Source organism: Nocardioides yefusunii, assembly GCF_004014875.1.
Lineage (GTDB): Bacteria > Actinomycetota > Actinomycetes > Propionibacteriales > Nocardioidaceae > Nocardioides > Nocardioides yefusunii.
This window is the reverse complement of the sequence record NZ_CP034929.1, coordinates 2,789,573-2,809,147: the sequence shown is the minus strand read 5'-3', so window position 1 is coordinate 2,809,147 and position 19,575 is coordinate 2,789,573. Positions and strand designations below refer to the sequence as shown.

Below are 19,575 nucleotides of genomic sequence, written 5' to 3'. Positions count from 1 at the left end.
CGGGGGCTCGATGCCTCGACTCCGTGACCGGGGTCAGCGGTTCCGCACGTCCGCCAGGGCAGTGAGGAACTCGCTGGCCCCGGTCTCGAGTTTTGCGGTCGCGATCTCGTCGGCGCGGGTGGCGCCACGGTTGACCACCACCAGGTCGGTGCCGTTGCGGGCCGCCCGGCGTGCGAACCGCAGTCCGCTCATCACCGTCAACGACGAACCGACCACCAGCAGTGCGCCACGCCTGCCCTGGGTGTCGGGAGTGGTGAGGGCGTCCACGGCGTCGAAGCAGCGCTGAACGATCGGCTTCTCGACGTTCTCGCCGAAGAAGACGACGTGTGGCTTGAGCGCGCCACCGCACGACGGGCACGGCGGGACCACGAAGTCGGCGGTCTCGTCGAGGTCGACGTCTCCGTCGGGACGCATCTCGACGTCGGCGTGGGCCTCGGCCCAGCCCGGGTTCAAGGCCTCCAACCATTCCTGGACGAGGGTGCGGGCGAAGATCTCCCGGCAGCCCAGACAGATCACCTCGCTGACCCGGCCGTGCAGGGCGACGACGTTGCGGGAGCCCGCGGCCTCGTGCAGCCCGTCGACGTTCTGGGTGATCAGCAGGTCGGGGTCGATCGCGGCCAACGCGCGGTGCCCGGCGTTGGGGGCCGCGACCCCCATCCGACGCCAACCCAGGTGGCTGCGCGCCCAGTAGTGACGTCGCGCCTCCGGGGTCGCGACGAACTCGGAGAACGTCATCGGCTGACGCGGTACCGACTGCGGCCCGCGGTAGTCAGGGATGCCGGAGTCGGTGGAGAGACCGGCGCCGGTGAGCACCACCAGTGGGCCCTCGGCGAGCATCCCCAGGGCCCGGACGACGTCGACGTGCTGGGTGGGTACGAAGTGGCCGCTCATCGCGCGAACCTGGCTGCTGAGCGGGCCTGCGCCTTGGTGGCCTCGACCTCACGGTCCTTCGGCGGCGCCGACGTCACCAGGGAGTCCACCAGCGTGCGGGTGGCCCGGGTGATCTCCTCGACCGCAGCATCGAAGGCCGCCTGGTTCGCGGCCGAGGGCTGGGTGGTCCCGGCGACCTTGCGGACGAACTGCAGCGCCGCGGCGGCCACCTCCTCGTCCGTCGCGGGCGGTGCGAAGTTGTTCAACGGACGGATGTTGCGGCACATGTGATCAGGCTACGTCCCGAGCCGACGGGCGTGGAGAGGGTCGGAGGTGGCAAGATGTCCCCGACGTACGCGCTCGCGCGACGTCACGCCCCAGTAGCTCAGTGGATAGAGCAGCCGCCTCCTAAGCGAAAGGTCGCAAGTTCGACTCTTGCCTGGGGCACCACCACGATCGAACCCCGTCATCCTGTGCAGACAGGATGGCGGGGTTTCGTGCATCGAGACGTTGAGCACCGCCACATGCTGTCCGTCAGCGCGATTCTGGAATGGATCCCGTCCTTGTCCTTGTATATCTACCGTGTTCGCTCATGGGGACAAGTGACGAGCAGCCGACCCAACTCAAGAAGGGTTGGTATCCGGATCCGGATGACGATTCCTCGCTGATCTACTGGGACGGCGAAGCATTCGGGCAGCGGATGCCCAAACCCGTTAAAAGTGGCGGCCCGTCGACGTGGAAGATCCTCCTCGGCGTCATGGGCGGCATCTTGGCGGCGCTGTACGTGCTTGCCTGGGTCTCAGAATTGACGAAGCCTGAGCGGCCAGAAGACTGCCACGAACAGATCATGGACCGCGCCATGGGCGGCTTCTCCTACGTCGACCCCGCTTGCGAGTGAGTGGGTGCCTACGGAGTGCGGTTAATGCCCTGATCGTTGGCGCACGCGAGGTCGTCACCTGCCGCGGTGCATCCACAGACGGGAGACGAGGGCCCTCCTGTGGATGACGCCAGCGGGCCGGGGGAGTGCGGGGCCATGGTGGGCGCATGGAGACCACACGCGACGCTGCTGCCGACATGACCCGCACGCTGGACGAACAGATGGCTCGCGCCGAGGCAGCCGTCGTCCGGGCTCGTGCCCACGCCGACCGGATCACCCGCCTGCGCGGACGGGGCTCGTACCGCGGTGTCCACGTCATCGTCGACGCCGGCGGGATGCTCACCGACATCCGGTTCGACGACGCCACTCGCGGCACCGCGCCGGCGACGTTGGCCCACGCGGTCCAGTTCGCGCTGCGGGCTGCGCTCACCGACGTCATGGCCGCGGCTCGCGCCGTCACCGTCGAGACGTGGGGCGAGGACGACCCCGTGGTCCTCTCCAGCCTGGACGACATGGCGGCCCGCTTCGGGATCGAGCGTGCGAACGGGCAGGGCGCCTCATGAGCGCGGGCCAGATCCGTCTCGACCCCGGTGTGCTCCGGCGGGAGGCGAAGGCGAACGATGGGCACGCGGGAACCTGCGCTGAAGCGGCAGCGCGGGTGCGTGGGGCGTCGTTGGGTTCCTCTGACATGGGGTTCATTGGCAGGACGCTGGTGGGAACCGTCAACCGTTCGACCGAGGAGGTCGCTGACGCGATCGGGGCAGTGGGCGAGCTCTGGGGTCGCATCGCCTCGGCGTTGGTGGCCACTGCCCAGGACCATGTCGAGGTCGACCGGCGCGTGGCACACAGGATCGAGGCGCTGACAGTCCGGGTGGATGGAGTGGACGTTCCCCAGGTGGGCAACTGACATGGAGATGGTCGACTTCTTCGCAGGTACTCCGGCGGCAGCGCTCTACAGCGGAGCTGAGTCGCTGGACAAGGGCGACGCGTTGCCCGGCATGCTCGACCTCGCCTCGTCGGGGCTTGACGTCGTGGGACTGTTCGTGAAGGGCGCCGCGGTGGACACCGCTGCCTCGTTCGGTGTCAGCTGGTTGATCGAACACATGTACCCGCTAGATCACTGGCTCGACTCCCTGGGCGGATCTCCAGACGCGGTGAGGAGCTTCTCGGCCACATTCGCCTCGTCGGCAGCGTCACTGGCCGTGGTCGAGCAGGAGAACGTGCACGGCGCGACACTGTGGACCGGAGAGGCCGCAGGACCCCATGCGGTGGCGCGCGCCGCGACTCTGGGCGCCACGCGTGCGCTCGCGCGAATGCTGGAGTCTGAGGCCGCGTCTCTGGAACGTGTGGCGATGGCCGTGGACGCCGTACGGAGTCTCATCCGATCCGTCATCAGCGACCTGATCGTGAAAGCGGTCCGGAACTTCTCCCTCGCGGGTTTCGTGCCCGTAGTGGGACAGGCGGCGGCCACGTTCGCCACTGCTGCCGACGCCGCGAAGGAAGCCGCGAATCTGCGGAAGACCTACGACGCCGTGATCCTGCTGCTGAGGGGCCTCGACGACGCGATCCTGGGACTCCTCGGCCAGGTCGACGACGTGATGCTCGACCTTGCCAAGAAGGTGGTGGGCGACGGGAAGGGTCTGGTGAGAGCGGGCTGGTCAGCGCTCTCGAGCAGCAGCGCCAGCGGACTGCGCTACGCAGAGGAGCAGCCATGAGGCCCCGGGGTCGGTTCAGGTCTCCGAGATGAACTCCATGCCCCGAGCCACCAGTCGTTCCCGCAGCAACGGCCCGAACGCCACCGCGGTGGTCACCTGCCCGGCGACGTCGGGGACGTCGTCCATCACCAGGCACAGGGCGGACTCAGCCAGCATCTTCGAGGTCTCGGTGTAGCCGGGGTCGCCGCCGCTCACGCGGGCCTTCGCGGTACGACCGCCCGAAGTGGCAGTGAAGTCCACGGTGAACCAGCCCCGATCCCGACGCTCCTCCGACGGCCCACTGCCACGGGGGATCCGTGACCCCACGAGCTTCCTGAGCGGTCCGATCCGCGCGGCGACAGCGAGAGCTCCCAGCCCGAGGCCGGCCTTGGCGAGTGTCGAGGTCCGTTGGATCCCCGCGAGGTGGGCGTAGGTGAAGTCAGTGCCGTACGCAGGCAACGCCCGTGCGCTCCTGGCCACCACGGCCGGGTCGATCGTGGGCAACGCAACCAGCCACAGTCCTGAATCCTGGTCGCGTCGAGGACGCGGGTTCTCGACCCGGACGATGCGTCCCGGCGGGCGTGGCTCGCGTCGTCGACGCCGGTCCGCAGCCTGTCGTGCCTGCTTCTGACGGGCGAACGCGCCCAGCGCGGAGTGGAACGTCCCGCCCGAGACGGTGCCGGCGGTCCGCACCACGCCCTGCACGGTGACCGGCTCCGTGAGAGCCCCACCAGCAGCGAGCTTCTCGAGGACGAACTGCACCCCCAGGTCGTGCGGGATCGAGTCGAACCCGCACGAGTGCACCAGCCGAGCACCCGAGGCTCGCGCCACGTCGTCGTAGAGGTCGAACATTCGGTCCACGAACTCTGGTTCCCCGGTGAGGTCGAGGTAGTGGGTGCCGTGGGTGGCGCACGCCTTCACCACCGGTTCGCCGAGCTCCAGGTACGGCCCGACCGTGGTGACCAGCACTGCGGTGCTCTGCACCAGCTCCTCCAGCCGAGCGGTGCGGGCCTCGTCGCCCGGCTCGGGCGTCTCCACCACCGCCCAGTGCGACGGCGGGCAGGGGGCGTCGGCGAGCGACTCCACGAGCTGGTCCAGGCGTGACGGGTCGCGGCCGGCGACGGCCCAGCGCAACCCTGCGGGGCCGTGTTCGGCCAGGTGCCGTGCGGTCAGCGTCCCCGTGAATCCGGTCGCGCCCAGGAGGACCACGTCGAAGTCGCGGTCGTGGGACAGGCGGGTCACGCGCGGCTCATCGGCTCCGGTCATGTGACTCATGGTGTCAGTGGGAGCGGCTCGTCGGAAGAGGATCACGTCCCCGAGGGGCTGCGTCCGTGCTCGTTCGTTGGCCTCGGGCCCGTATATTCAGTGCGGGTCCCGACGCTGTGTCGGGCACGGAACACGAGGTGGGCATGGACGAGCAGCAGCCGCGGCACTCGGTCGAGCCCGGTTCAGCAGCCCCGTCGGACGTCGAGCGCATCGCTGCACAGCGCAAGGTCGCCGGCAAGCGCCGCGGCAAGCCGAAGCGCAGCCGCACCATCTTCACCGTGCTGGCCTCCACCGTGCTCGTGCTCGCGCTGGTCACCGGTCTCGGCGTGGTCTTCGCCTACCGACACCTGCAGGCCAACATCGAGAAGACGGACCCGTTCGCACACCTGGACAACGCCGATCGTCCTGAGGACTACGGCGACGGCAAGTCCAAGACCGTCCTCATCATGGGCCTCGACACCCGCGAGGGCGAGAACGCCATCGACGACGAGCAGGGCCTCAACGGTTCCGACACGACGATCCTCGTGCACGTCTCCGCCGACCGCACTCGCGCCTACGGCGTCTCGATCCCGCGCGACTCGATCGTCGACCGCCCCGCCTGCGGAAGCGACGACGAGGTCCCGGCCAAGATCAACGCGCAGTGGAACGAGGCGTACAGCGTCGGCGGCGCGGCCTGCACCGTCGCCCAGTTCGAGGCCGCGACCGGCGTCCGCGTGGACGAGACGATCGAGGTCAAGTTCGCCGGGTTCGTCGACATGGTCGACGCCGTCGGCGGCGTCCCGATGTGCGTCCCGCGCGACATCACCGACCCCAAGACCGGCCAGTTCTTCCCGAAGGGCGAACGCGACATGGACGGCGAGGAAGCCCTGGGCTACGTCCGTCTGCGCTACATCGGCTCGGGCAGCGACCTCGACCGGATCACCCGCCAGCAGACCTTCGTGGCCTCGCTGGTCAACAAGGTGGTCTCCAAGGGCACGCTGGCCCGCTTCGACAAGGTCTACAAGTTCGCCAACGCCACCACGAAGTCTCTGATGATCTCCGAGGGTCTGGCCGACCTCAAGGAGCTCGCCAAGTTCGGTCTGAGCCTCAACAGCGTCGGCCTCCACCAGATCCAGTTCCTCACCGTCCCCAACGGTGCCTGGGACCAGAACCCCAACCGGGTCGCCTGGAAGCCCGAGGCCCAGGAGATGTGGGACAAGATCGCGCACGACGAGGCCCTCGGCGAGGAGTTCACCGCCGACGCCATCGCGGCCGGGGAGAAGAAGGAGAAGAAGCCGAAGAAGGACGCCTCCGCGTCTGCCGCGCCTTCTGCCTCGCCGTCGTCGGAGCCCAGCGTGGACGTCACCAAGGCTCCCGAGGACGAGGGCCCGACCGAGGCCGAGATCGCTGCCGCGGCCGAGAAGGGCCTCTGCCTCTGAGCCAGCCCGTCAACTGGGCGGGCTCGCCCGGACGTGCTCGCACGACCGGTGCAGTGGCACTCTGGAGTCATGAGCACTTCCGACGACTCCACCCCGGACGGCGTCGCCCCCACCTCCTCGGCGAAGGCCGAGAGCGACTGGCAGCGCAAGCGTCGACTCGCCGAGATCTTCGGCGACGTCCTGCCGTCCACCACCCGCGACGAACGTGACCCCGGCGTGAGCCGTCCGTCCGCCCGCAACGCCTCCGAGGCCTGGCTGCTGAGTCAGGTACCGCCGCATCACGGCGGTCACGGCTGAGACCTTCCCCGGAACGGCGAAGGCCCCGCAACCCATCGGGTGCGGGGCCTTCAGCGTCGTCGGACGTCGACGAGCCGTGACGTGGGTCAGGCGCGGTGCTTGGAGTTGTTCGCGGCGAGCAGGTCGCGGATCTCCTGCAGCAGGACGATGTCCTCGGGAGCGGCGGCGTCCTCCTCGTCCTTGGCCGGGAAGTACTTCTCCTTGGCCTTGGTGTAGGGCGTGATGATGAAGAAGTAGACGACCGCAGCCATGATCAGGAACGAGATCAGGGCGGTCAGCCAGGCACCGATGCTGACGCCACCGGGGTTGTAGGAGGAGAAGTCGGGGGTGCCGCCGATCTTTCCGATCAGGTCCATGATCAGGGTGACGGTGGCGGTGACCACGGCGCCGAAGGCGGTCGCCATGATGACTGCGGTGGCAAGCTCGATCAGGTTGCCGCGCAGCAGGAAGTTCTTGAAGCCGGTCATGTGCACTCTCCGTGACTCGTCGTGTCCGTGGGTGGTCAGGCGGCCCACGGTAATCCGCCCTCTCCCTGACGCGTCAACCACCACCTCATGACGCGAGGGGCACGTCTTTCTTCGAAAGACGTGCATGACGCCATGGATCACGAGGTGAGAACGACCCTGATCGAGCCGTCCCCACCCGCTGCGGCCACGCCCCCGGCCTCGCCCGGCGCCACCGCCAGCGCCACCAACGGCCCCGCGTCGCCGCCACTGCGACGTGCCGACGCCGGTACCACGGCCACCACGCGGGCGGCGCTGCTCAGGGACCGGTGACCGACGCCGCGCGGGTCGACCGCCCACAGTTCGACGACGTCCCCCACGCGCAGCAGCGCAGCCACGTCGGGGTCGCCCAGCCGCACCGGGACGACGCTGCGTCCGGGTACGTGCTCGGTCAGGCCGGGGGAGAGCAGCCGTGCGTCCGTCACCGGCTCCCCGCGCCGCAGCGGCGAGGCCAACGTCCGGCCCCGGACGTCGTCGAGGACGAGCGCACCGTCGGGTACCTGGTCCTCCGCGAAGCGGGTGCTCGCCAGGTCGACGTCGTCGAGACGGGTGCCAGCAGGGAGATCCTGAGCGGCGACGACGACGGCCGTTCCGTCCTCGCCCTGCGAGGCCGTGGCGCCCAGACCTGTCCAGAGTGCTGCCGCCACGCAGGCACCCGCGATCCATCGACGGTGGTAGGTGGCCAGGGCGCGGGCCCGGGCCAGGCGGGCCGAGGAGACTGACGTGGACGGGGTGGGATTCACCCGGGTGAACCTAGGCGGCGTCGGCGCCGTCGAACATCGAGGCGGAGCGAGGGCTGTGGACGGCCTCCAGGAACGACGACAGCCGCCCTGCCTGGGGAGGCAGGACGGCTGTCGATCAGATTCGTAGGGACAACTTCTCTGGGGAAGCGTGTCCGGGGTGCGTCAGTCCGACGAGCTGCCCGAGGAGCGGGAATCGGTGCGGTAGAAGCCCGATCCCTTGAACGTGACGCCCACGTTGTTGAACACCTTGCGCAGGCGACCGTCGCACTCAGGGCAGACGGTCAGGGCGTCGTCACTGAAACTCTGGAACTGCTCGAAGGCGTGACCGCACTCCGTGCACGCGTACTGGTAGGTCGGCACGACGAGGAGTTTACGCCACTCGCGGTCGCGCGCTGGATTCAGACCGTTGGATTCAGGCCGTTGGATTCAGGCCGTGAAGCGGACGACGCCCTCGGCGCTCACCACGACGTCGACGCGCTGGTCGTGCGGTGCGGCGGGGACGTCCTGGTCGATCTCGTCGGGGTGCAGCAGCAGCACCCGCAGGGCGTTCTCACCGACCCGGGCCAGAGCGCGGTCGTAGGAGCCGCCGCCCCGTCCCATCCGGACCCCGTCCGCCGAGACCGCGAGGCCCGGGACGAGCACGACGTCAGCAGAAGCCACGGCGTCCACTCCCAGAGGTGTTGTGGCGGGTTCACGCAAGCCCCGTCCGGCGTCCCGCAGGGAGTCGGGGCCCTCGTACGGCGCCCAGTCGAGGTCGTTGTCGCCCAGCAGTACCGGCAGCAGCACGTGTGCTCCGCGGGCGTGCAACGCGGCCAGGACGGCGTCGGTGGGTGGTTCGGTGCCCATCGAGACGTAGGCCGCCACGGTGCCCGCGAAGGCCACCTCGGGGATCGCCAGGACGTGGGCCCCCAGCGACGCGGCGCGTGCGTCGAGAACCTCCTGGGGTGTGTGACGGCGAGCCGTCAGGAGACGTTCACGCAGGTCACGTTTGCGCTCAGCAACGGCGTCACCGCTGCGCGGGTCTGGACCGTTTTCCTGCTCACACATGTAGTCAGCCTACGATCGGCCAATGCCTACATCTGCACGCAACGGCGCGGCAGGTCTCACCGCCGCCCGGGACAAGATGCGCGAGGCCGGCGTCGACGAAGTCGCCGTCGAGACGTTCGCCCATTACTACCGGCTCCTGGAGCACGGTGAGACCGGCATGGTGCCGGAGTCCACGATCGACCCCCTCGACATGCCTTCGCTGGCCGACGTCGAGGTCTCTGACGAGGACGCGCTCGCCGCGGTTCGCAAGACGGTCGTGATCAAGCTCAACGGCGGCCTCGGCACGTCGATGGGCATGGACCGCGCCAAGTCGCTGCTCTGTGTCCGCCGCGGGCTGTCGTTCCTCGACATCGCCGTGCGCCAGGTCCTGAAGCTGCGCGAGAAGTACGAAGCGCCGCTCCCGTTGGTCTTCATGAACTCGTTCCGCACCTCCCAGGACACCCTCGACGCGGTCGCGCGCTACGCCGACCTGCCCGTCGACGGCATCCCGCTGGAGTTCCTGCAGAACAAGGAGCCCAAGCTCCTCGTCGACGGCCTCACCCCTGCCTCCTGGCCCAAGGACCCGTCGCTGGAGTGGTGCCCGCCGGGCCACGGCGACATCTACACCGCGCTGCAGGGATCGGGCATGCTCGACACCCTGATCGAGGCCGGCTACCGGTACGTCTTCGTCTCCAACTCCGACAACCTCGGCGCCATCCCCGACGCCCGCGTCGCCGGCTGGTTCGCCACCTCGGGCGCCCCGTTCGCGATCGAGGCCGTGCGTCGCACCGCGTCGGACCGCAAGGGCGGCCACTTCGCCCGTCGCAAGTCCGACGGCCGGATCGTCCTGCGCGAGACCGCGCAGACCCTCGACGAGGACAAGTCGGCCCTGGCCGACCTCTCACGTCACAAGTACACCTCGACCAACAACCTCTGGTTCGACCTGCACGCGATGAAGAAGACGCTCACCGAGCGTCAGGGCATCCTCGGCCTCCCGATGATCCGCAACGTCAAGACCGTCGACCCGGCCGACCCGTCCTCGCCGTCGGTGATCCAGATCGAGACCGCCATGGGCGCCGCGATCGAGGTCTTCGACGGCGCGCAGACGATCGAGGTCGGCCGCGACCGGTTCGTCCCGGTCAAGACCACCAACGACCTGCTGGTCCTGCGTTCGGACGTCTACGACATCTCGCCCGACTTCGTCCTCGACCAGGTGAGCGACGAGGTTCCGTTCGTCGACCTCAAGGGCGACTTCTACAAGCTCGTCGGCGAGTTCGACAAGCGGTTCCCCGACGGCGCACCCTCGATGAAGGATGCTTCTTCGGTACGCATCGACGGTGACTTCACCTTCGGTCGCGGCGTCACCTTCACCGGCGACGTCGCGCTCACCGCTCCGGCGGCCCAGCGGGTCGACTCCGGCGCGGTCCTGGGTGAGTCCACCGCATCGCTGGAGAGCTCCGCACCGACCCGCTCGGAGTGACCCAGAGCCCACCGGGGGGAGGGTCATGCGACAGCACCGACCAGCACCACCGATGGGACCTGAGATGAACCACGCCACCGCCCGCGACGACCGTGCCCGCGACGACCAGCTCGAGGTCGACGACTTCGTGGCATGCGTCGTCGCGGGCGTCCGGCCGCTGCCGGACTTCCCCCTGCCCCTCATGGATGCCCTCGGCATGGCCGTCGCGCAGGACGTCGTCGCGGACGTGGCCCTGCCGCACGTCGACAGCTCTGCTGTCGACGGGTACGCAGTTCGGCACGCCGACGTCCGCGGCGCCACCCGCGACGAGCCGGTGCAGCTGCCGGTCGTCGGCGAGGTGGTCTCCGGCCGTGCCGCCCACCTCGCGCTCTCGCCCGGCACCGCTCTGCGGATCGGTGCGGGTGCCCCGGTCCCGGCGGGCGCCGACTGCGTGCTGCCGCTGGCGTGGACCGACGGCGGCGTCGCCCGCGTCGTCGTGACCCGTGGAGGTGTGCCCGGCGAGAACGTGCGCCGCGCCGGCGCCGACGTGGGTGCCGGTGACGTCGTCCTGGAGCACGGCACCGTGCTGGGGCCGCGTCACCTGGGGCTGCTCGCGGCGCTGGGTCGTGCCCAGGTGCGCTCGCGTCCGCGTCCGCGCGTCGTGGTGATCTCCACCGGTGCCGAACTCCGCGAGCCGGGAGCGGCGCTGACCCACGACTCCGTCTACGACGGCAACTCCTACCTGCTCGCCGCGTCGGCCCGCACGGCCGGCGCGACCGTCTACCGCGTCGGGATCGTCCCCGACGACGTGCGCGCGTTCACCGAGGCGTTGGGCGACCAGCTGGTCCGCGCCGACCTCGTGGTGACCACCGGCGGAACCGCCGGCAGTGGCTTCGACGTCGTTCGGGAAGCGCTGGGGGAGCGAGCCCACTCCGTCGGCGGTCTCGGCGGGGTCGAGTTCGTCGACGTCGCGATGACGCCCGGCGGACACCTCGGCTTCGGCCACGTCGGTGAGGACCGGGTGCCGGTGCTCTGCCTGCCCGGCGACCCGGCCGCCGCCTACGTCGCGTTCCAGACGGTCGTCCTCCCGGTCCTGCGCACGCTGATGGGAACGCTGCCGGTGGAACGTCCCACCCGACTCGCACGCCTCACTCACGGCCTGCGTTCCCCGGCCGGGGTGACGGAGTTCGTCGCTGCGGTCCAGGGCAGTGACCGTCAGGGCCTCTCCGCCACGCCTGCCGCCGCGCTGCGCGGCCACTACGGCAGCAGCGACCCGCAGCCCGGAGACCTCGCCACCGCCAACTGCCTGGTGCGTCTCGACGCCACGGTGACGTCGGTGGAGGCGGGGGAGATGGTCCCGGTTCTCTTCCTCGACGAGGAGTTCTGAGGGCAGGATGGGGCGGTCGCCGTCCCGCGACCGGTTCCTGAGGAGAGTCACATGTTCGGACGGGGCAAGTCCCGCCCGCGGCCCTGGCCGGTGGTGCTGCGCGACGGCGACCTGACCGTCCGACCGATCGCCTTCGGCGACCAGGAGCAGTGGACGGCGTTGCGGGCCGCGAGCGCGGAGTGGTTGCGACCCTGGGAGGCAACGGTCCCACCCGGCGCCCACGACGCCCCGGCGTCGTTCCGTGAACTGGTCCAGCGTCTGCACCGGGGTGCCCGGCTGGGGACGACGTTGCCGTTCGTCCTGGAGGCCGAGGGGCGGTTCGCCGGTCAGGTGACGGTCAGCAACGTGGTGCGGGGATCGGCGCAGTTCGGGTCGGTGGGCTACTGGGTGGGACACGAGTTCGCCGGGCGTGGGTTCGCTCCGCGTGCGGTGGCGTTGGTGATGGACCACTGCTTCATGACGGTGGGCCTGCACCGCCTCGAGGTGTGCGTGCGTCCGGAGAACACCAACTCGTTGCGGGTGGTGGAGAAGCTCGACCTGCACGAGGTCGGGTACGCGCCCGGCTACCTCCACATCGACGGCGACTGGCGCGACCACCGCGTCTACGCAGCCACCCGTGAGCACTTCCCGGAGGGTGTTCTCGCGCACCTGAAGACGCACCTGTCACGGGAGTAGTTGCGCGACACACCCGGCCACCTGTGATGCATGTCGCTGACCTGCACATAGGCTCATGCCCGTGACCGACCCGAGCGCTCTGATCTTCATCGCCCTCGCCGTCGCCTGGGCCGCCTACCTGGTGCCCAAGGCATTCAAGAGCCGCGAGGAGCTGGAGCGCGCCTCCACCTCGCAGAGGATCGCGGATCGTGTGCGTGTCCTGGCACGTCGCGAGCCCACGTCCAGCAAGGACGCCCGCCTGGTCGTGACGCCTGCAGCAGCCCCGGTGCGCCCCGGTGCCCCGTCGGTCGCCGACGCCGTGCGTGATGCCGAGAGGCCCTCGGAGCAGACCGGTACCCGGGCGCTGCCCGTGGTGTCGCAGGCTGCCCGTCGTGCTGCGGCGAGCGCAGCTGCCCGTCGTCGACGCAACGTCCTGACCGTGCTGGTCGCGGTCTGGGTGATGGTTGCCGGCGTCGTCACCGGTGGACTGCTCTCCGCCTGGTGGCTCACCGCTCCGACGGCGCTGATCGCGGCGTGGCTGGTCACCTGCCGCCTGACGGTGAGGCGTGAGCGACGCCCCGCGGGTACCTACCTGCTGAAGACGCCGGACCTGTCCGGCGCCCAGCGTTCGAGCCGCAACTCCTACGAGCGCAGCCGCTTCGACGAGGTCGAGACCCAGGTCGCGATGGCGCCGGTGGCCTACGAGATGGACGACGAGACCGGCGAGATCACGCCGATCAGCGACGACCCGTCGCGCTGGGACATGGTTCCGGTCACCCTCCCGACCTACGTCACCGCTCCGGTCGCCGACCGCACGGTCCACGTGATCGACCTCGACTCCACCGGCGTGTGGACCTCGGGCCGCACCCGCGAGGACGCCGAGCTGGCCAAGCAGGACGAGCTCCGTCGCCGCTGGAACACCCGCGTCGAGGACCAGGGTGACGAGCCGGTCGTCGAGCAGCGTCTCTACGGTTCCTGATCGACTTCCGAGGGGGTCGGATTCCTCCTCGGGCCACCGTGGTGCTATGTTTTTCCACGCACCACACGGTGTGGAGGGGCTTTGGCGCAGCTGGTAGCGCGTCTCGTTCGCAATGAGAAGGTCAGGGGTTCGAATCCCCTAAGCTCCACAACACACACGAAGGCCACCGGTTCTCCGGTGGCCTTCGTGCTTTTCTGGCCACTGCTGGTGGTGGTGTCCCACCCAGCGCGGCGTGATGTCGCTGAGAACTCGGCAGAGTCACGTGTTCATCACGGTGTCTAGACGTTGGCGTGTGCTTTTAGTACACAACCCGGCGCAGGTCGTATCGTCAATCAACGTGAGCAAACTGGGGAGGCCCGCCGGGCCGGCAGCCGACACTCTGACCACCGTCCTCACGGCAGCACTCGAGCTGCTGCTGACCGAGGGCGGCACCGCGCTGACCCCGCTGCGCCTGCACCAGGCGACCGGTGTCTCGCGGTCCACCATCTACCGTCACTGGGCCACGCCCACCGACGTCCTCGCGGCACTGATCGACGTCGCGCCGGGCGTCGAGCGCAGCACCACCGGTGACGTGGTTGCCGATCTGCACGCCGAGGTCGACCTCCTGTGCGACCGTCTCCGTGACCGTCCCGTGGGTGCGTTCCTCGCCGCGCTGGTGACGATGGCCGCCAGCGACCCGGCCGCTGTCGAGTTGCGCACCAAGTACGTCGACGACCTCGTCGAGCCGTTCCGGGTCCTGGCGCGCACCACCGGTCGTGACGACCTCGAGGTGGCTGACGCCATCAACGCGATCGTCGCGCCGCTCGTCGTCGACTCCCTGCTCCTGGGCCGTGAGGCGCACCGCGACCGCGCCCACCGTGCTGTCGACCTCTACTTCAGCGCCGAGAGCGCCGAGAGCGCCGTGGCGGTCGAGGCCGACGAGGACGCCAGCGCCACCGTCTGACCCCTGGCGCGCGGGGGCTGCGAGCCCCCGTGCGTCGTCAGCCTCCCCGATCGGGGATGATCGGCGCGCGCAGGCACCTGCGTCACCGCGCCCGTTCCCCAGGAGGCCCCCGTGACCAACGTCGTCGGACCCCGCGCCGTCTTCGGCGTCATCGTCCCCAGCACCAACACCGTCGTCGAGCACGACTACTGGAAGGCCGGCGTCGAGGGCGTCGCCTTCCGGGCCGGGTCGATGTACATCCCCGACCCCTCCATCAACGGCGACGAGGGCTTCAAGGCCCTGCTCACCCAGATCCGTGGCTCCATCGACGACGCCGTGCGCGACGTCCTGACCGCCGAGCCCGAGCGCATGGTGATGGGCATGAGCGCCGAGACGTTCTGGGGCGGCACCGAGGGCAACCGTGCGTTCGAGGAGCGGATCGGAAAGCGGACGGGCCTGCCCGTGACCACCGGTGCCTCGGCCTGCCGTGAGGCGCTGCGTGCGCTGAAGGTGAAGAAGATCGCCGTCTTCTCGCCCTACCAGCCGATCGCGGACAAGGAGGTCGGCAACTTCTTCACCGAGGCCGGCTTCGAGGTCACCTCCATCACCGGTCTGCGTTGCCCCACCGCGATGGACATCGCCCGGGTCGAGGAGCCGCGCCTGCGCGAGGTGATCGCGCAGATCGACAGCCCCGAGGCCGAGGCGATCGTCCAGGTCGGCACCAACCTCTCCTTCGTCAAGCACGCCGAGACCTTCGAGGCCGAGCTCGGCAAGCCGGTGGTCGCGATCAACGCGGCTACGCTGTGGCATTCACTGCGTGAGCACGGCATCGACGACCAGGTCTCCGGGTCCGGGACCCTGCTGCGCGAGTACTGAGGACGTCGCCCGTGCGGCGTCGGAGGAGGTGGCAGTCGTGGTCGCAGAGCGTCCGCTCCCAGCGTTCGTGAAGGGGCTGGACCGTCCGTGGCGGATCGTCGTGGGCCTGGCACTGGTGGTGCTGGGCCTCTGGCTGGTCGCCCGGCCGCTCACCTCCCTGACGCTGCTCGCGCTGTACGTCGGCATCACCCTCGTCATCGTCGGCGTCGGTGACCTGATCGAGTCCCGCGGGCGACGCGGCGAGGGCCGGGACGGGGTCCGTACTGCCTTCGGTCTGCTGTGGCTGGTGATCGGTGTCGGCGCGGTGCTGATGCCCGGACGGGCCTCGGAGACGCTCCCGGCCGTCCTGGCCGTGTTGATGGCGTTCAGCGGTGTGCTGCGGGTGGTGCGCGCCCAAGGTGGCGACGTGCGCTCCCGTGACCGCCGCTGGTCGGCCTCGCTGTTGGGTGCTGCCGAGGCGCTGCTGGGCCTGGTGGCCCTGATGTGGCCCGACGTGACACTCGTCGTCGTCGCGGTCCTGTTCGGGGTTCGGGCCGTGGTGCTGGGAGTCCAACTGCTGTGGGACGCCCTGGCCCGACGCGCCCCCGGCACTCCCGGAGCCGACGACGTCCGTCCCCCGCGACGGGTCTGGCGGATCGGTCGTCTCGTCGCCAGCGGCGGCGCACTCGTGCTCGCCCTGGTCGTCCTCACTGCCTCGGTGCTGGTCCGCACCGAGGAGACCGCCTCGGTGCGCGAGCCGGACGGCGACCCGGAGCTCTCGACGCCCGGGCATCTGCTCGACGCCGAGCCCTTCACCTCCGAGGTTCCTGACGACGCCAACGGCTGGCGGATCTGGTACTCCACCGTCGACCAGCACGGCGAGCCCACGTGGGCCACCGCACTCGTCGTCGTTCCCGACGAGACCACCGACGGCGGACACGACGTCGTCGCCTGGGCCCACGGCACCACCGGGCAGGCCCGGCAGTGCGCACCCAGCCTGCTCGACGAACCGTTCACCGCCGGTGCGTTCCCCGCCGTCATGGACGACGTCGTCGACCGGGGATGGGCCGTCGTCGCCCCCGACTACGTCGGGCTCGGTGGTCCGGGCGAGCACGCCTACCTGGTGGGTGAGGTCGGCGCCACCGCGATGCTCGACGCCGTGCGAGCGGCCCGCCAGTTGCGCGAGGCAGAGCTGTCCGCGCGGACCGCGGTCTGGGGTCACTCCCAGGGCGGCGGCGTGGCCCTGTGGACCGCCCAGGTCCAGCCCGAGTACGCCCCCGACGTGCCGCTGGTCGGCACCGTCGCGATGGCTCCGGCCACCGACCTCCCGGCCGTCGCCGCCCGCCTCCACCAGGTCACCGGCGGCAGCGTCTTCGCCTCCTACGTCGTGGCCGGGTACGCCGCGACCTACGACGACGTCACCGTCCGCAACACCGTCCGCCCGGCCGCGGTGAAGCTGGTCGAGGAGATGGCCTCACGCTGTCTCTCCGAGCCGGGTGTGCTGGCCTCGGTGCTCACCGCACTCTCCCTGGGTGACGCTGACGTGATCCGTCCCGAAGCGCTCAGCGGCGAGGTCGGCAAGCACCTGTCGGAGAACGTCCCCACGTCGTTGGGCGACGCCCCGGTGCTGCTCGCCCAGGGATCCGAGGACCAGCTCATCTCCCCGGCCCAGCAGGGCGCCTGGGTGAAGCGGATGCTGCGGGCCGGTCACGTCCCCGACTACGAGGTGGTCCCGGGCATGGACCACCTGTCACTGGTCCAGGAGGGGTCGCCGTTCCTGGCTGAACTCATGGACTGGACCGCGGCGCGTCTGGCCGGCGAACCGGTCGAGTGACGCCGAGTGGCGTGGGGTGTCCCGAAATGCCCGACGCCCCGCCGGCCGTGAGGCTGCGGGGCGTCGTGACGGGGGGATGCGGGGGGATCAGGCGTCAGCCGTCTCCACCTCGGTGCCGAGGACGGCGTTGCGCAGCAGAACCTCTGCTTCGTCCTCGCTGATGCCCTTGGAGAGAGCCAGCTCTGCGAGCACGAGACGGCTGGAAGCCTTGAGCATCTCGCGCTCGTTGGGGGAGAGGCCGTGCTCTTCCTGGCGGCGGATGAGGTCGCGGACGACGCCAGCCGTGGTCGGGAGCGAACCCAGCTTGAGCCGCTCGGAGTTGGCCTTCATGCGACGCGACCAGTTCTGCTCCTGGGCGCCGGTGGGGGCGCGCAGGACGTCGAGGAGCTCGTTGGTCTCCTCCTCGGCGAAGACGGCGCGGACGCCGACCTCGTCTGCCTGGTCGACAGGAAGGTTGATGGACATGTCGCTGCCGTGCACCTGCAGCTCCAGGTAGGTGCGCTCCTGCCCCTTGAAGGTGCGGCTGAACACCTTCGCTACGGTCGCAGGACCGTGGTGGGGGTGGATGACCGTCTGGCCCTGGGAGAACTCCATGCTCACACTCTTCATCGATTTCAGACTGTCCCGTCACTCCGGGGCGGAGTGACGGCTACTCCATTGTCTCACGATCAACAAGATCGTGCAGTTCTGCGAAGTAGTTAACGGTGTTAGTGTCTTGAAGTGAGTTCTCGGATATGGACCCGGGACTTCAGTCTCGCTGTCGTCACCAACACTTTTGTCTCCCTCGTCTTCTACCTGCTGATGAGCGGCATGACGCTGTACGCGGTGGAGCAGTTCGCCGCCAGTGACACCCTCGCGGGACTGACGTCCAGCATGTTCGTCATCGGTTCGGTGGCCGCCCGCGTCTACGCGGGCAAGCTTCTCGACGTCGTGGGACGCCGTCGGATGCTGGTGGTCGCGATGGTCGTCTACGTCGTCTGCTCGGTGCTCTACACCGTCACTGACCAGATCGGCCTGCTGCTGCTCGTCCGTTTCGTGCACGGCATGGCGTTCGGCGCCGGCAACACCTCGGTGGCTGCGTCGGTGCAGTCGATCATCCCGCCCGAACGACGTAGTGAGGGCACCGGTTACTTCGGTCTCTCCACCACCGTCGCGATGGCCGTCGGCCCGCTGCTCGCGGTGACGCTGAGCGCCGGTGGGCACTGGGATGCCCTGTTCTGGTCGGCGAGCGTGGCGTCGCTGGTGGCCTTCGGGGTCTCCCTGGTGTTGCGCCTGCCTGAGCGTGAGGTCGGCCCTGAGGAGCGCCACCAGTGGTGGCGCCTGCGGATCACCGACGTCTTCGACGCGGCCACGATGCCGATCGCGGTCATCATGCTGCTCTCCGGCATCGCGTACTCGTCGATCCTGTCGTTCCTGGCCAGCTACGGCGTCGCCGAGGGGATGTCGGGAGGCGCGAGCGCGTTCTTCATCGTCTACGCCCTCGCGGTCCTCGTCTCGCGCCTCGTCGTGGGTCGGATCCAGGACCGTCTCGGCGACAACGCCGTCATGTACCCCACGATGGTCTCGTTCGTGCTGGCACTCTTCGTCATCGGGTGGGCACCCAACGGCCTGGCGCTCGCACTGGCCGGAGTCCTGGGCGGCTTCGGTTTCGGCGCGATGATGTCGTGCGCCCAGGCGATCGTCGCCTCCCGTGCGACCCCGGCCCGGATCGGCGTGGTCACCTCCACCTTCTTCATCCTGCTCGACGTCGGCTGCGGCCTCGGCCCGGTGGCGCTGGGCAGCGTCGTCGGGGGAGTGGGTTACCGCGGCATGTACCTGGCGATGTCGGTGCTGATGATCCTCACCATCGCCCTCTACTGGTTCCTGCACGGCCGCGCCCAGGGCGCTCCGCGCACCGCACCCAGTGCCGCGACCGTCTCCGAGGCCGGTACGTCGGCCGTCGTGGGACGTCGTGTGCTGGTCGGCTTCGACGGCTCTGCGGACGGTCTGCGCGCGCTGCGCTACGCCGCGAACGCGGCCAACGTCGCCGGGTACGACCTCTGGGTCGTCTCGGCCGTCACCACCACCGCCACCGGTGGCGACTTCTCCTCGCACATCGACGCCGCCGACGTGGCGCGTCAGGGCGGGGCCCGGCTCGACGCGGCCCGTGCGCTGCTCACCGAGATGCGCTTCCCGGCCGAGCAGACCGTCCTGGAGGTCGTCACCGCCCACCCCGTGGTCGCGCTCACCGAGCGCAGCGGTCGCGCGGTGCTGATGGTCCTGGGACGCCGTTCCTCCAGCGGTCTGGAGCGGATGTTCGTCGGCTCCACCAGCCTGGGTGTCGTGGCCGGCGCCAAGTGCCCGGTGGTCGTGATCTCCGCCGCCTCGACGCCACACCTGACCGACCGCAACGGCGTCGTCACCGTCGCGGTGGGTGCTCGCGGTGGCGACCGTGGCTCCATCTCGTGGGGTCTGGCCGAGGCTCGTCGCCGTCACGCTTCGCTGCGCGTCGTCCACGTCACCAAGCCCGGTGACGACGAGGCTGAACTGCGCGAGCGCGCGCTGGCCCGTCTCGAGGAACTCTCGCCCGGCTACCCCGACGTCGAGCTCCTGGTCGACCTGCCCCGCGCGACCGGCCGGTCGGCGGTCGACGAGCTCGTGGAGATCTCCCGGTCCTCGGACCTGCTCGTCCTCGACGCCCGCGGCAACCGGGTCACCGGCCTGCCGATGGGCGGCGCGGTCCGTGGCGTGCTGGCCCACGCCGAGTGCCCGGTCGTGCTGGCCGGCTGAGCCACTGCGCGGCCGGTTGACT

At 69.8% G+C, this 19,575-nt stretch carries 22 protein-coding genes and 2 tRNA genes; 16 read left to right on the top strand and 8 right to left on the bottom strand.

All coding sequences use genetic code 11. The annotated features are described in order from the left end of the window. Nucleotides 1-33 precede the first annotated feature (33 nt). Nucleotides 34-891: a Sir2 family NAD-dependent protein deacetylase gene (locus tag EOV43_RS12865; RefSeq protein WP_128221649.1), complete on the bottom strand. Its 858-nt coding sequence runs from the start codon at nt 889-891 to the stop codon at nt 34-36. Beyond that, nucleotides 888-1,157 (bottom strand): DUF2277 domain-containing protein, encoded by a 270-nt coding sequence (locus tag EOV43_RS12860; protein ID WP_128221648.1) that lies wholly within the window; start codon nt 1,155-1,157, stop codon nt 888-890. Before EOV43_RS12860 ends, EOV43_RS12865 begins: the two co-directional genes overlap by 4 nt. A gap of 87 nt (nt 1,158-1,244) precedes the next feature. Between EOV43_RS12860 and EOV43_RS12855 the strand changes: the two genes are divergently transcribed. From EOV43_RS12855 to EOV43_RS12835, 5 genes are all read left to right on the top strand, one after another. Continuing rightward, nucleotides 1,245-1,320 (top strand) — tRNA-Arg (locus EOV43_RS12855). A gap of 142 nt (nt 1,321-1,462) precedes the next feature. After that, nucleotides 1,463-1,768 (top strand): DUF2510 domain-containing protein, encoded by a 306-nt coding sequence (locus tag EOV43_RS12850; RefSeq protein ID WP_128221647.1) that lies wholly within the window; start codon nt 1,463-1,465, stop codon nt 1,766-1,768. 146 nt (nt 1,769-1,914) lie between these two features. Further along, a complete protein-coding gene (locus EOV43_RS12845) occupies nt 1,915-2,310 on the top strand; it encodes a hypothetical protein (protein WP_128221646.1) in 396 nt (131 codons plus the stop codon). A gap of 149 nt (nt 2,311-2,459) precedes the next feature. Further along, nucleotides 2,460-2,654 carry a hypothetical protein gene (locus tag EOV43_RS12840; protein ID WP_128221645.1) on the top strand — a complete coding sequence of 65 codons (195 nt, stop codon included), beginning with the start codon at nt 2,460-2,462 and terminating at the stop codon, nt 2,652-2,654. A gap of 1 nt (nt 2,655) precedes the next feature. Next, nucleotides 2,656-3,462 (top strand): hypothetical protein, encoded by an 807-nt coding sequence (locus EOV43_RS12835; protein WP_128221644.1) that lies wholly within the window; start codon nt 2,656-2,658, stop codon nt 3,460-3,462. Nucleotides 3,463-3,477: 15 nt separating this feature from the next. Here the strand turns inward: EOV43_RS12835 and EOV43_RS12830 are convergent, their stop codons facing one another. Then, the gene (locus tag EOV43_RS12830; protein WP_128221643.1) at nt 3,478-4,707 is read right to left on the bottom strand and encodes a saccharopine dehydrogenase family protein; all 1,230 of its coding nucleotides are present in this window, start codon (nt 4,705-4,707) and stop codon (nt 3,478-3,480) included. Nucleotides 4,708-4,850: 143 nt separating this feature from the next. Between EOV43_RS12830 and EOV43_RS12825 the strand changes: the two genes are divergently transcribed. Both EOV43_RS12825 and EOV43_RS12820 read left to right on the top strand, forming a co-directional pair. After that, a complete protein-coding gene (locus EOV43_RS12825) occupies nt 4,851-6,125 on the top strand; it encodes an LCP family protein (protein ID WP_128221642.1) in 1,275 nt (424 codons plus the stop codon). Nucleotides 6,126-6,194: 69 nt separating this feature from the next. Then, complete coding sequence (locus tag EOV43_RS12820; protein ID WP_128221641.1) at nt 6,195-6,422, top strand: hypothetical protein; 228 nt, start codon at nt 6,195-6,197, stop codon at nt 6,420-6,422. An 86-nt stretch (nt 6,423-6,508) separates the two neighbouring features. Here the strand turns inward: EOV43_RS12820 and EOV43_RS12815 are convergent, their stop codons facing one another. The 4 genes from EOV43_RS12815 to EOV43_RS12800 all read right to left on the bottom strand — a co-directional run bounded on the left by EOV43_RS12815 (nt 6,509) and on the right by EOV43_RS12800 (nt 8,715). Beyond that, the gene (locus EOV43_RS12815) at nt 6,509-6,889 is read right to left on the bottom strand and encodes an MscL family protein (RefSeq protein WP_128221640.1); all 381 of its coding nucleotides are present in this window, start codon (nt 6,887-6,889) and stop codon (nt 6,509-6,511) included. Nucleotides 6,890-7,026: 137 nt separating this feature from the next. Next, nucleotides 7,027-7,668, bottom strand: a complete 642-nt coding sequence (locus EOV43_RS12810; protein ID WP_128221639.1) for an SAF domain-containing protein — start codon at nt 7,666-7,668, stop codon at nt 7,027-7,029. 162 nt (nt 7,669-7,830) lie between these two features. Beyond that, entirely contained in the window at nt 7,831-8,028 is a 198-nt protein-coding gene (locus EOV43_RS12805; RefSeq protein ID WP_128221638.1) for an FmdB family zinc ribbon protein, read from the bottom strand. Between the two features lie 66 nt (nt 8,029-8,094). After that, nucleotides 8,095-8,715 (bottom strand): 5-formyltetrahydrofolate cyclo-ligase, encoded by a 621-nt coding sequence (locus EOV43_RS12800; protein ID WP_128221637.1) that lies wholly within the window; start codon nt 8,713-8,715, stop codon nt 8,095-8,097. 22 nt (nt 8,716-8,737) lie between these two features. Here EOV43_RS12800 and EOV43_RS12795 point away from each other — a divergent pair, with 22 nt between their 5' ends. The 8 genes from EOV43_RS12795 to EOV43_RS12760 all read left to right on the top strand — a co-directional run bounded on the left by EOV43_RS12795 (nt 8,738) and on the right by EOV43_RS12760 (nt 16,784). After that, a complete protein-coding gene (locus tag EOV43_RS12795) occupies nt 8,738-10,174 on the top strand; it encodes a UTP--glucose-1-phosphate uridylyltransferase (protein WP_128221636.1) in 1,437 nt (478 codons plus the stop codon). A 64-nt stretch (nt 10,175-10,238) separates the two neighbouring features. Then, the gene (locus EOV43_RS12790; protein ID WP_128221635.1) at nt 10,239-11,540 is read left to right on the top strand and encodes a molybdopterin molybdotransferase MoeA; all 1,302 of its coding nucleotides are present in this window, start codon (nt 10,239-10,241) and stop codon (nt 11,538-11,540) included. Between the two features lie 51 nt (nt 11,541-11,591). After that, on the top strand, nt 11,592-12,215 hold the full coding sequence (locus tag EOV43_RS12785; RefSeq protein ID WP_128221634.1) for a GNAT family N-acetyltransferase: 624 nt from the start codon (nt 11,592-11,594) through the stop codon (nt 12,213-12,215). Between the two features lie 61 nt (nt 12,216-12,276). Next, a complete protein-coding gene (gene sepX / locus EOV43_RS12780; RefSeq protein ID WP_128221633.1) occupies nt 12,277-13,173 on the top strand; it encodes a divisome protein SepX/GlpR in 897 nt (298 codons plus the stop codon). A 75-nt stretch (nt 13,174-13,248) separates the two neighbouring features. Continuing rightward, a tRNA-Ala gene (locus EOV43_RS12775) sits at nt 13,249-13,321 on the top strand. A gap of 189 nt (nt 13,322-13,510) precedes the next feature. Further along, entirely contained in the window at nt 13,511-14,116 is a 606-nt protein-coding gene (locus EOV43_RS12770; RefSeq protein ID WP_206611324.1) for a TetR-like C-terminal domain-containing protein, read from the top strand. Nucleotides 14,117-14,227: 111 nt separating this feature from the next. After that, nucleotides 14,228-14,971 carry a maleate cis-trans isomerase family protein gene (locus EOV43_RS12765; RefSeq protein WP_128221631.1) on the top strand — a complete coding sequence of 248 codons (744 nt, stop codon included), beginning with the start codon at nt 14,228-14,230 and terminating at the stop codon, nt 14,969-14,971. Nucleotides 14,972-15,008: 37 nt separating this feature from the next. Beyond that, the gene (locus EOV43_RS12760; protein ID WP_128221630.1) at nt 15,009-16,784 is read left to right on the top strand and encodes an alpha/beta fold hydrolase; all 1,776 of its coding nucleotides are present in this window, start codon (nt 15,009-15,011) and stop codon (nt 16,782-16,784) included. 87 nt (nt 16,785-16,871) lie between these two features. On the opposite strand, the gene EOV43_RS12755 is transcribed toward EOV43_RS12760, so the two are convergent. Next, complete coding sequence (locus EOV43_RS12755) at nt 16,872-17,393, bottom strand: CarD family transcriptional regulator (protein ID WP_128221629.1); 522 nt, start codon at nt 17,391-17,393, stop codon at nt 16,872-16,874. Between the two features lie 111 nt (nt 17,394-17,504). Here EOV43_RS12755 and EOV43_RS12750 point away from each other — a divergent pair, with 111 nt between their 5' ends. Then, on the top strand, nt 17,505-19,553 hold the full coding sequence (locus EOV43_RS12750; protein ID WP_128221628.1) for an MFS transporter: 2,049 nt from the start codon (nt 17,505-17,507) through the stop codon (nt 19,551-19,553). Nucleotides 19,554-19,575 lie beyond the last annotated feature (22 nt).

Excerpts from the sequence above, each read along its gene's own strand:
- EOV43_RS12865 (WP_128221649.1), bottom strand. The coding sequence starts at position 891 with ATGAGCGGCCACTTCGTACCCACCCAGCACGTCGACGTCGTCCGGGCC.
- EOV43_RS12860 (WP_128221648.1), bottom strand. The coding sequence starts at position 1,157 with ATGTGCCGCAACATCCGTCCGTTGAACAACTTCGCACCGCCCGCGACG.
- EOV43_RS12850 (WP_128221647.1), top strand. The coding sequence starts at position 1,463 with ATGGGGACAAGTGACGAGCAGCCGACCCAACTCAAGAAGGGTTGGTAT.
- EOV43_RS12845 (WP_128221646.1), top strand. The coding sequence starts at position 1,915 with ATGGAGACCACACGCGACGCTGCTGCCGACATGACCCGCACGCTGGAC.
- EOV43_RS12835 (WP_128221644.1), top strand. The coding sequence starts at position 2,656 with ATGGAGATGGTCGACTTCTTCGCAGGTACTCCGGCGGCAGCGCTCTAC.
- EOV43_RS12830 (WP_128221643.1), bottom strand. The coding sequence starts at position 4,707 with ATGACCGGAGCCGATGAGCCGCGCGTGACCCGCCTGTCCCACGACCGC.
- EOV43_RS12825 (WP_128221642.1), top strand. The coding sequence starts at position 4,851 with ATGGACGAGCAGCAGCCGCGGCACTCGGTCGAGCCCGGTTCAGCAGCC.
- EOV43_RS12820 (WP_128221641.1), top strand. The coding sequence starts at position 6,195 with ATGAGCACTTCCGACGACTCCACCCCGGACGGCGTCGCCCCCACCTCC.
- EOV43_RS12815 (WP_128221640.1), bottom strand. The coding sequence starts at position 6,889 with ATGACCGGCTTCAAGAACTTCCTGCTGCGCGGCAACCTGATCGAGCTT.
- EOV43_RS12800 (WP_128221637.1), bottom strand. The coding sequence starts at position 8,715 with ATGTGTGAGCAGGAAAACGGTCCAGACCCGCGCAGCGGTGACGCCGTT.
- EOV43_RS12795 (WP_128221636.1), top strand. The coding sequence starts at position 8,738 with ATGCCTACATCTGCACGCAACGGCGCGGCAGGTCTCACCGCCGCCCGG.
- EOV43_RS12790 (WP_128221635.1), top strand. The coding sequence starts at position 10,239 with ATGAACCACGCCACCGCCCGCGACGACCGTGCCCGCGACGACCAGCTC.
- EOV43_RS12785 (WP_128221634.1), top strand. The coding sequence starts at position 11,592 with ATGTTCGGACGGGGCAAGTCCCGCCCGCGGCCCTGGCCGGTGGTGCTG.
- EOV43_RS12755 (WP_128221629.1), bottom strand. The coding sequence starts at position 17,393 with ATGAAGAGTGTGAGCATGGAGTTCTCCCAGGGCCAGACGGTCATCCAC.